Origin of the sequence: Nocardioides sp., from assembly GCF_051876515.1 — a bacterium.
Lineage (GTDB): Bacteria > Actinomycetota > Actinomycetes > Propionibacteriales > Nocardioidaceae > Nocardioides.
In genome coordinates, this window is sequence record NZ_JBJEHY010000160.1 from 1 (window position 1) to 8,760 (window position 8,760).

The 8,760-nt window shown below is 72.4% G+C and carries 10 protein-coding genes and 1 pseudogene; 5 read left to right on the top strand and 6 right to left on the bottom strand.

Annotation, left to right across the window (positions count from 1 at the left end; genetic code table 11):
* Nucleotides 1–56 precede the first annotated feature (56 nt).
* Genes ACI379_RS12080 through ACI379_RS12090 form a run of 3 tightly spaced genes read right to left on the bottom strand, consistent with a single transcriptional unit; the run spans nucleotide 57 to nucleotide 1,485 of the window.
* Entirely contained in the window at nucleotides 57–620 is a 564-nt protein-coding gene (locus tag ACI379_RS12080; protein ID WP_439792339.1) for a TIGR03086 family metal-binding protein, read from the bottom strand.
* Entirely contained in the window at nucleotides 617–1,120 is a 504-nt protein-coding gene (locus ACI379_RS12085) for an SRPBCC domain-containing protein (RefSeq protein ID WP_439792340.1), read from the bottom strand. The genes ACI379_RS12080 and ACI379_RS12085 overlap by 4 nt, the downstream gene beginning before the upstream one ends.
* Complete coding sequence (locus ACI379_RS12090; RefSeq protein WP_439792341.1) at nucleotides 1,117–1,485, bottom strand: ArsR/SmtB family transcription factor; 369 nt, start codon at nucleotides 1,483–1,485, stop codon at nucleotides 1,117–1,119. The genes ACI379_RS12085 and ACI379_RS12090 overlap by 4 nt, the downstream gene beginning before the upstream one ends.
* A gap of 189 nt (nucleotides 1,486–1,674) precedes the next feature.
* Here ACI379_RS12090 and ACI379_RS12095 point away from each other — a divergent pair.
* The 5 genes and pseudogenes from ACI379_RS12095 to ACI379_RS12115 form a co-directional block, all read left to right on the top strand.
* Nucleotides 1,675–2,519: pseudogene (locus ACI379_RS12095) on the top strand (AMP-binding protein); the annotation flags it as partial.
* Between the two features lie 264 nt (nucleotides 2,520–2,783).
* Complete coding sequence (locus ACI379_RS12100; protein WP_439792348.1) at nucleotides 2,784–3,035, top strand: AMP-binding enzyme; 252 nt, start codon at nucleotides 2,784–2,786, stop codon at nucleotides 3,033–3,035.
* Nucleotides 3,036–3,090: 55 nt separating this feature from the next.
* Nucleotides 3,091–3,927: a tRNA pseudouridine(38-40) synthase TruA gene (truA, locus tag ACI379_RS12105; RefSeq protein WP_439792342.1), complete on the top strand. Its 837-nt coding sequence runs from the start codon at nucleotides 3,091–3,093 to the stop codon at nucleotides 3,925–3,927.
* On the top strand, nucleotides 3,920–4,525 hold the full coding sequence (locus tag ACI379_RS12110; RefSeq protein ID WP_439792343.1) for a class I SAM-dependent methyltransferase: 606 nt from the start codon (nucleotides 3,920–3,922) through the stop codon (nucleotides 4,523–4,525). The genes truA and ACI379_RS12110 overlap by 8 nt, the downstream gene beginning before the upstream one ends.
* Entirely contained in the window at nucleotides 4,522–5,901 is a 1,380-nt protein-coding gene (locus ACI379_RS12115) for an FAD-dependent oxidoreductase (protein WP_439792344.1), read from the top strand. The genes ACI379_RS12110 and ACI379_RS12115 overlap by 4 nt, the downstream gene beginning before the upstream one ends.
* Nucleotides 5,902–5,941: 40 nt before the next feature.
* Here ACI379_RS12115 and ACI379_RS12120 read toward each other — a convergent pair whose 3' ends face one another.
* The 3 genes from ACI379_RS12120 to ACI379_RS12130 form a co-directional block, all read right to left on the bottom strand.
* Nucleotides 5,942–7,789: an FG-GAP repeat domain-containing protein gene (locus tag ACI379_RS12120; RefSeq protein ID WP_439792345.1), complete on the bottom strand. Its 1,848-nt coding sequence runs from the start codon at nucleotides 7,787–7,789 to the stop codon at nucleotides 5,942–5,944.
* A gap of 89 nt (nucleotides 7,790–7,878) precedes the next feature.
* Complete coding sequence (locus tag ACI379_RS12125) at nucleotides 7,879–8,301, bottom strand: SRPBCC family protein (protein ID WP_439792346.1); 423 nt, start codon at nucleotides 8,299–8,301, stop codon at nucleotides 7,879–7,881.
* A gap of 54 nt (nucleotides 8,302–8,355) precedes the next feature.
* A partial coding sequence (locus ACI379_RS12130) for an SDR family NAD(P)-dependent oxidoreductase (RefSeq protein ID WP_439792347.1) occupies nucleotides 8,356–8,760 on the bottom strand: 405 nt, incomplete at its 5' end.

The following is an 8,760-nucleotide window of genomic DNA, read 5'->3' on the forward strand; positions in this document are numbered from 1 at the left end:
CCCGGCGCGGACCCGCCCCGGCTCGACGAGCTCTGAGCGGTCGCGGCCGTACGGCCTCAGGCGGGTGGTGCCCAGTGCGGGTCCCGTCCGAGGAAGGCAGCGAGGCGTTCGGACGCCGGGGCCGAGGCCTCGACGGGTTGCCGTACGCCGAACTGGCCCGAGGCCCGCAGCATCTCCTCGGCGGGCTCCATGCCGTTGAGGGTCGCCTCGCAGACCGCCTCGTCCATGCCGTCGGCCTGTCCGCTGGCGCGGGCCAGGTCCCACGCGTGCATGAAGACGTCGTTGGTGTAGAACTGGTCGACGGCGGCCTCCACGGTGCTGCGTCCGGTGTGGGGGTTGTCGTACGCGGCGGCGGCCAGGGCTGGCGTCTCCAGGACGCCCTGGACCTGCTCACGCAGGTGCGTCCAAGCGCCGACGGGGTCGTCCTCGACGCCCGGGCCGGGCGCGATCTCGACCTCGCTGCCGCCGGACAGGAAGCCGGGCAGCCAGCTCGCGAGGTGGCCGACGACGTCGCGGGCGCGCCACTCGGCCACGGGGGTCGGGGCGTCCCAGTCGGTGACGCCCTCGACGATGCGGGTGAAGTTGGCGGCGAGGGTGCGGTGCCGCTGGGCGTACGTCATCCGAGGGCCCCCTCGGCGGCGAGCGTGTCGATCTTGGCGTAGCCGTCGTCGATCCCGACCTCCATGCCGCTGGCCAGCCACTGGTCGCGGCCCTCGAAGGAGTCGCACAGGCTCATGGCGTGCAGCCGGGTCCGGCCGTCCCCCAGGTCGGAGAAGGTCATCGTCTCCAACGACACGTCGTCGGGCATGCCCTCCCAGGTGAAGGTCTGCACGATGCGGTCGCGGCCCACGGTGTGGAAGCATCCACGGAACTCGGTCTGGAACTCCTCGCGCCCGGCCCGGTAGCGCCACGACCCTCCGCTGCGGGCGTCCCACTCCAGGATCTCGTTGGTCATGCCGTCCGGGCCGACCCAGCGGGCGAAGAGCTCGGGGTCGGTGTGGGCCCGGAGGAGCTGGTCGGGGGTGGCGGCGAAGTCGCGCCAGATGTGGATGGCCGGCACGGTCTCGTCGGCCTTGATCTCGGCCCGGTCGTAGCGGACCTGCTGCGGTGCGGTGGTCATGATGCTGTTCCTCTCACTGCGTTCTGCTGGGGGGTGTTGGCGTCGGCGCCGTCCATCTCGGCGAGGACGACGTCGAGCCGGCTGAACCTCTCCTCGGCGGCACGGCGGTACCGCTCGATCCACTTCGTCATCAGGTCGAGCACCTCTGCCTCCAGGTGGACCGGGCGACGCTGCGCGTCCTTGCTGCGGCTGACCAGCCCGGCCTCCTCGAGGACCTTCACGTGCTTGGAGACCGCCTGGACGCTGACGTCGTACGGCTCCGCGAGCGCGGTGAGGGTGGCGTCGGCGACGGTGAGGCGGGCGACGATGTCGCGCCGCGTCGGGTCGGCGAGGGCGGCGAAGGCGCGGGAGAGCTGGTCGGTCATGTGTCCTCAACTTGTTGGTTGAACATGACCAGCCTGCGCGTCGCCGGCAGCCCTTGTCAACCATATGGTTGAGAACATGTCCGGCAGCCTCCTCGCAGCCAGTGTGTCCCGCGCCACACTCTGTGGCCGATCAGCGGAGGTCCGATGCAGCCAGCAGTCCACGCCGCCACCGACCCTGACAAGCTCGCCATGGTGCACACCGGCACCGGCGAGACCCGTACCTACGCCGAGCTCGAGGCAAACTCGACCCGGATCGCGAGGTACCTGCGTGAGCGCGGTCTGGCCGTCGGCGACGTCGTTGCCTTCCTGGCCGACAACTGCCCGCAGACGTTGGAGATCTACTGGGCGTGCCTGCGCTCGGGGCTCTACGCCACCGGCGTGAACCACCACCTCACCGAGGATGAGATCGCCTACATCCTGGCTGACTGCCAGGCCTCCGTCCTGTTCGTCACCGCTGCGCACCTCGATGCCGCGCTGGCCGTGTGTGAGCGGGTGCCGAGCACCAGCGAGATCGTCCTGATCGACGGAGAGGTGCCGCAGGGGGCAACAGCCGTACGCGCCTGGGGCGAGATCCTCGCCGAGACGTCGGCCGAGCCCCTGGGGGACCAGCCCCGGGGCGGGGACATGCTCTACTCCTCGGGCACCACGGGCCGCCCCAAGGGCATCAAGGCCCCGCTCAACGGCATGCAGCTGGGGGAGCTCGGCTCGGACCTGATGACCGAGGTCTTCGGGATGGTCTTCTCCTTCACCCCCGACACGGTCTACTGCTCGCCGGCGCCGCAGTACCACGCCGCGCCACTGCGCTACTCCGCCAGCAGGCGCGGGAGAAGTACGACACCTCCTCGATGAGGGTGGCCATCCACGCGGCGGCCCCCTGCCCGGTCGAGGTGAAGCAGCAGATGATCGAGTGGTGGGGGCCGGTGCTGTACGAGTACTACGCAGCCACCGAGGCCAACGGGGTCACGCTCGTGGGCTCCGAGGACTGGCTCGCGCACCCGGGCACGGTCGGGCGGGCCATGCTGGGCGTCGTGCACATCTGCGACAGGGACGGACGTGAGGTGCCGGTCGGCGAGGTCGGCAAGGTCTACTTCGAACGCGACGAGCGGCCCTTCGAGTACCACAACGACCCCGGCAAGACCTCCGCCGCGACGCACCCCGACCACCCGACGTGGACGACCACCGGGGACATGGGTCGGGTGGACGAGGAGGGCTTCCTGTACCTCACCGACCGGGAGCCGTTCATGATCATCTCGGGCGGCGTGAACATCTACCCCCAGGAGATCGAGAACGCCCTCACCATGCACCCGGCGATCCTCGACGTGGCCGTGATCGGGGTGCCCGACGAGGAGATGGGCGAGGCGGTCAAGGCCGTCGTGCAACCCGCCGAGGGCATCGAGCCGTCGCCCGCGCTGGCCGCCGAGATCCTCGCCTCGCTGGAGGGTCGGATCGCGCACTTCAAGATTCCCCGGACGCTGGAGTTCACCGGCGAGCTGCCCCGTTCCGCCACCGGGAAGCTGGTCAAGGGACGGCTCGTGGAGGCCCGTTCCTGAGGGCCGGGTGCACGCGGGACCCGCGCGGGACCGAGGGCCTGAGAGACTGTCCCCCGTGCGTACACGGATCGACCTCGCCTACGACGGCACCGACTTCTCGGGCTGGGCGAAGCAGCCGCAGCGACGCACCGTCCAGGGCACCCTGGAAGCCGCGCTGGCCACCGCGCTGCGCGTCGAGGAGGCCCGCGTGACCGTCGCCGGCCGTACGGACGCGGGCGTGCACGCGCGCGGCCAGGTGGCCCACCTCGACGTCGACGACGACGTCCTCGCCGCCAGCGCCGGCCGCTCCACGGACCCGCCGCTGGTCGCCCTGTGCCGCCGCCTCAACGGCATCCTCCCGCCCGACCTCGTGGTGCACGGGGTCAGCGAGGCCCCCGACGGCTTCGACGCCCGGTTCTCCGCGATCTGGCGCCGGTACGCCTACCGCGTCGCCGACGCCCCAGCGGCGGTCGACCCGCTCACCCGCCGCCACGTGCTCACCTGGCCCCGACCGCTCGACGTGGAGGCCATGAACGCGGCTGCGGCCCCGCTGGTGGGACTGCAGGACTTCGCGGCCTTCTGCAAGCGCCGCGAGGGCGCGACCACGGTCCGTACGCTGCTGGACCTCGGGTTCGACCGCGGCCCCGACGGCGTGGTGACGGCCCGTGTCGTGGCCGACGCCTTCTGCCACAACATGGTGCGGGCGCTGATCGGGTGCCTGCTGGCGGTCGGGGAGGGGCGGCAGCCGCCCACCTGGGCCGGCGAGGTGCTGCGGGGGCGGCGCCGCGACGTGGGCGTCACCGTCGTACACGCGCACGGACTCACACTGGAAGAGGTCGGCTACCCCACGGGAGCCGAGCTGGCGGCCCAGGCGGACCGCGCCCGAGCGAAGAGGGAGAGCCTCGATGGATGACCACTACTTCAGCGCCGACCCGACGGTCGCGTTCAAGCGCGAGAGCTTCACCGCGGAGGTCTGGGGCCACGAGCTCGCGCTGACCAGCGGCTCGGGGGTCTACAGCAAGGGACACCTCGACATCGGGACCTCGGTGCTCTTCCGCGAGACCGAGCCGCCCACGCAGGGGAACTTCCTCGACCTGGGCTGCGGGTACGGCGTGATCGGCCTGGGCATCGCGACCGCCGTCCCGCTCGCGTCGGTGATCGCGGTCGACGTCAACGCCCGGGCGGTGCTGCTGGCCAACGAGAACGCCGCGGCGCTGGGGCTCGACAACCGCTTCGTCGCCTGCCAGCCCGAGCAGGTCCCGACGGACCTGGTCTTCGACGAGATCTGGTCCAACCCGCCGATCCGGATCGGCAAGGAGGCGCTGCACGAGCTGCTGCTGCAGTGGCTGCCGCGCCTGGCCCCGGGAGGGCGCGCGGTGCTCGTGGTCGGCAAGAACCTCGGTGCCGACTCGTTGCAGCGCTGGCTCGGTGAGCAGGGGTGGCCCACGACCCGGATCGGCAGCGCCAAGGGGTTCCGGGTCCTGGAGGTCCGTCGGGGCGGTACGGCGTGAGCCGGCGCATCCTCGTCGTCGGTGGTGACGCGGCCGGCATGAGCGCGGCCAACCAGGCGCTGCGGACCGCGGAGCACCTCGGGGAGGACGTGCTGGTCACGGTCCTCGAGCGCACCGGCCACACCTCGTACTCGGCCTGCGGCATGCCGTACTGGGTCGCCGGCGACGTGGACGACGTCTCCGAGCTGATCGCACGCACCCCCGAGCAGCACCGGGCCGCCGGGATCGACCTGCGCACCGGGACCGAGGTCGTCTCGGTGGACCTGGCCGCCCGCAGCGTGCAGGCCCGTGACGGCGACGGCACGCACCGGATCGAGTTCGACGAGCTCGTCTGGGCGACCGGGGCGAGCCCGGTGATGCCGGCGTGGACCCGACCCGACGGTGCCCTGCCGCACGGCGTGCTCCCGCTCAACGACCTCGACGAGGGAGCGGCGTGGCTGGCCCTGCTGGCGGTCGACGAGCAGCTGGACGTCGTCGTGGTCGGCGGCGGCTACATCGGCGTCGAGATGGCCGAGGCGGCCGTACGTCGGGGGCACCGGGTGACCCTGCTGGCCCGCTCGCGCGTGCTCAAGGGGCTCGACACCGCCCTGGGGGACGACGTCACGGCGGCCATGAAGGAGGCCGGCGTCGACGTCCGTGCGGGCGCCAACGTGCAGTCGCTCGGCGTCGCCGCGGGCCGCGTCACCTCGATCACCGTGGACGGCGAGGAGGTGCCGGCCGACGCCGTGGTCGTCGCCACCGGCATCACGCCCAACACCGACCTGGTCCGCGACCAGCTGCCCGCCGCCGCGGTCGGGGCCTCGCGCGGCCTCCGCGCCGACCAGCACGGTCACGTCCACGGCCACGTCTGGGCCGCGGGCGACTGCGCCGAGGTGCGCCACCTGGTCACGGGGGACTGGGCGTACCTGCCCCTGGGGACCCACGCCAACAAGCAGGGCCGGGCGCTCGGGGAGGCGGTCGTCGCCGGCCCTGAGCGGTCCCGCTGGTCCTTCCCCGGGGCGCTGGGCACCGTGGTGACCCGCTTCGAGGGCTGCGAGGTCGGGCACACCGGACTCGCGCGCGGCGAGGCGGAGCTTCTCGGTCTGGACGTGGTCGAGCTCGTCACCCGCGGCACGACCGCGTCGGGCTACATGCCCGAGGCCGAGCCGATCGCGATCAAGGTGACTGCCGAGCGCGGCACCCGTCGGCTCCTGGGCGTGCAGGTCGTCGGTGGCGCCGGCGCGGCCAAGCGGGTCGACGCGGCAGCCGCGGTCCTGCACCTGCGCGGCACCGTGGACGACCTCGCGTGGATGGACCTGTCGTACGCACCCCCGCTGGCCACCGCCTGGGAGGTGCTCCAGGTCGCCGCGCGCAGGGTCGCTGAACGCCTGGGGTGACCACGGCGGCCCGGTCTGCGGGGACCGGACCGCCGCGGGGTCAGCGGACCCGGACGCGCACGGTGCGCCGGGCCTTGGTGTCCTTCAGGACCTCGCTCACCGTGGTCCCGCGGTAGGAGAACACCAGGCGGCCCGTGCGCTTCGGGCGCCAGGTGAGCGTGCCCGCGCGGGTGGCCGACGTCCCGCGCAGCTGCACGGTGGCGATCTTGCGGGCGCGTCCCTTGGCGGGCACGAAGGTGACGGTGACGCTGCGGCGGGGGCCGCCCGCTGCGGCCGTGAGGGAGACCTTCCAGGTCGTGCGGCGTCCCTTGCGGACCGTCACGGTGCCCGGCTTCACCTTCAGCGTCGAGCGGACCGTACGGAGCTCGGGCGGCAGCGCCGCGGAGCGGCTCCACAGGGCGACGGTGCTCTCGTCGAAGGAGCTGAAGACCATCTCGACCGCGCCGTCGCCGTCGAGGTCGGCCACGGCGGCACCGCCGGACTGGCCGAAGAGCTCGCCGGGCTGGGTGAGGGTGTGCAGGACGGTGGCCCCGTCCTCGAGCTGCTCGATCCAGAACAGGCGGCGGTCGCCGTCGCCGGAGACCGCCAGGTCCACGTCACCGTCGCCGTCGACGTCGCCGTACCCGAAGACGCCGGGGGCGGCCTGACCGGGCGTGGGGCGCGAGGTGATCTCGCCGCCGGGGTGCACCGGCACGGTGCCGGCCTTGAAGGCGGGGTCGCACGCGGTGGGCGTGGCCGAGGGCTCGGCCGGGATGGAGTGCTCCGTGACCGTCCACGGCTGCGTGGCGTCGGCGCCGGGGACGAACTCCATCACCATCTCGTGCTTGCGCGAGGTCAGGAAGCAGCGGTTCTGGTGGTTGGCGCCGATCCAGGAGATCGTGCCGGGCTCGCGGAAGTTCGGCATCGGGCGGATCTGGAAGCCGTGGCCGACCTCGCCCATCGTCGCGATGGTGTGCGGGACGAAGTCGGCCTCGCTCAGGCCGGGGGCGCTGTCGGGGACCTGCTGGAACCACAGGAACGACGCGTCGGTGTCCTGGGTGATCTCGAAGTACTGCGACGAGACGATGTCCGCGAGGCCGTCGCCGTCCACGTCGTGCACGACCGGGAGGCTTCCGCCGGCACCGTCGGCCAGGGTCACCGGGTCCTCGAAGGTGTGGTCGGCGCGGCCCTTGAGGTACATCAGTGCGACCGTGTCGTCGTAGAGGTTCGGAGCGGCTTTGGCCTCCTCGCTCGTCGTGACCAGGTCACGGATGCCGTCGCCGTCGAGGTCGACGTGCTCAACGCCGTGGAACGACCCGGCCTGGCCCGTCAGGACGTCGTGGCGCACGAACCCCAGCGCGTCGCCCTGGGCGTCCAGCCCCCGGTTCTCCCACCACGTGATCGCGCTCCGCTGGCGAGGGGTGGCGCCACCAGTGTCGAAGAAGTAGCCCGACGGCACGATGACGTCCATGCGGCCGTCCTCGTTGACGTCGCTGAGGGTGGGGCGGTTGGGGAGGATGATCTCGGCGCTCGTCGGCACGACGGTGCCGCGCTCCCACGTGGCGATGTCGTGGCCGGGTCGGTAGAACTGCACGGTGCCGCCGCCCGACGGCAGGCCGCCGGTGAGGGTGCCGTACCCGGTGGTGACGATGTTCTGCTCGCCCGGGAAGAGCTCGCCCGCGACGCTGAACGCGGCCCCCGTGACGCCGTCGACGTCGTGGCGGGCCAGTGGTTCGGTGTGCGCGGTTCCGGCCCGTGGGGCGGCGGGACCGGCCTGTGCGGCGCTGGTCTGGACGGCGCTGGTCTGGACGGCGCTGGCGGGCACTGCGCTGAGCAGGGCGGCGACCAGGGCGCCGATGCCTGCCAACGTGCCCGTGAGGCGGGGACCAGCGAGGGCGGGACGGGTCATGCGGCAACCTCCGGGGCTCGGTGGCGTGATCCTTGCACCGGAGGTGCCCTTGAAGGAAGGGTTTTGATATCAGAATATATTGTGAGGCGTCAGGCGAGGTCGGCCGCAGCCCGCCGCAGGTCCGCCAGCACCACCGGTCTGGCCAGCCGGGTGAGGAGCGCCAGGAGAGGGGTAGCAGCTCGCGGCCCGCGCAGCACGAAGGACACCCCCACCAGGCAGCCGTCCCGGTCCTCCTGGAAGTCGAGGGCCAGCTCGGCACCCACCACCCACCACGTCCCGTGCTCCACCCAGCGCCGCGGCGGGGCGTGCGTGGACAGGGTCATCCTGGGCCTCAGTCCGGGCCAGGTCACGTCGGTCCAGCGCATGCCGGCGCGTACGGGCAGCGGGTCGAGGAGCTCGACCCCGCGCAGGGAGGACTGCCACCGGGGGCGGTTGCGCGGGTCAACCAGGTAGTCGTACGCCCGCTGGGGTGGCACGGAGAACCGGACGCGGCCGGCCCAGGGGCTGCTCATCCGACCACTGTACGGAGGGCGCTGGGGGCTCGTCCGGTCGAGCCCGGCGCCGGCTCACTCCACCAAGGAGGCGAGCTTCTTGGCGATCAGGCCGTTGGCCTGCTTGGGCATCAGGCGGGTGAGCAGGTCCAGGGCCTTGGAGTCCTTGCCGACCAGCACCCGGTAGGAGCCCCTTTCGACGCCCTCGACGATCTGTCGCGCCGCGTCGGCGGGAGTGGTCAGCTGCATCGGGGCCTCCGCGGCGTCCATCACCTTGGTGTGGGCCCCGGAGTTCTCGGCGATGCCCGTGTTGACACCCCCCGGCATCACGACGGTGACCTGCACGTTGGTGTCGCGCAGCTCGGCCCACAGGCCGGCGGTGAACTGGGCGACCGCGGCCTTGCTGGCGCCGTACACGGTCTGGCCGGGGACGGCGATGAAGGAGCCCATCGAGGAGACGTTGAGGATGGCGCCCTCGGG

What these genes read in the sequence shown, in the direction of transcription:
- ACI379_RS12080 (WP_439792339.1), bottom strand. Translation starts at nt 620, where the DNA reads ATGACGTACGCCCAGCGGCACCGCACCCTCGCCGCCAACTTCACCCGC.
- ACI379_RS12085 (WP_439792340.1), bottom strand. Translation starts at nt 1,120, where the DNA reads ATGACCACCGCACCGCAGCAGGTCCGCTACGACCGGGCCGAGATCAAG.
- ACI379_RS12090 (WP_439792341.1), bottom strand. Translation starts at nt 1,485, where the DNA reads ATGACCGACCAGCTCTCCCGCGCCTTCGCCGCCCTCGCCGACCCGACG.
- ACI379_RS12100 (WP_439792348.1), top strand. Translation starts at nt 2,784, where the DNA reads ATGCACCCGGCGATCCTCGACGTGGCCGTGATCGGGGTGCCCGACGAG.
- ACI379_RS12110 (WP_439792343.1), top strand. Translation starts at nt 3,920, where the DNA reads ATGGATGACCACTACTTCAGCGCCGACCCGACGGTCGCGTTCAAGCGC.
- ACI379_RS12120 (WP_439792345.1), bottom strand. Translation starts at nt 7,789, where the DNA reads ATGACCCGTCCCGCCCTCGCTGGTCCCCGCCTCACGGGCACGTTGGCA.
- ACI379_RS12125 (WP_439792346.1), bottom strand. Translation starts at nt 8,301, where the DNA reads ATGAGCAGCCCCTGGGCCGGCCGCGTCCGGTTCTCCGTGCCACCCCAG.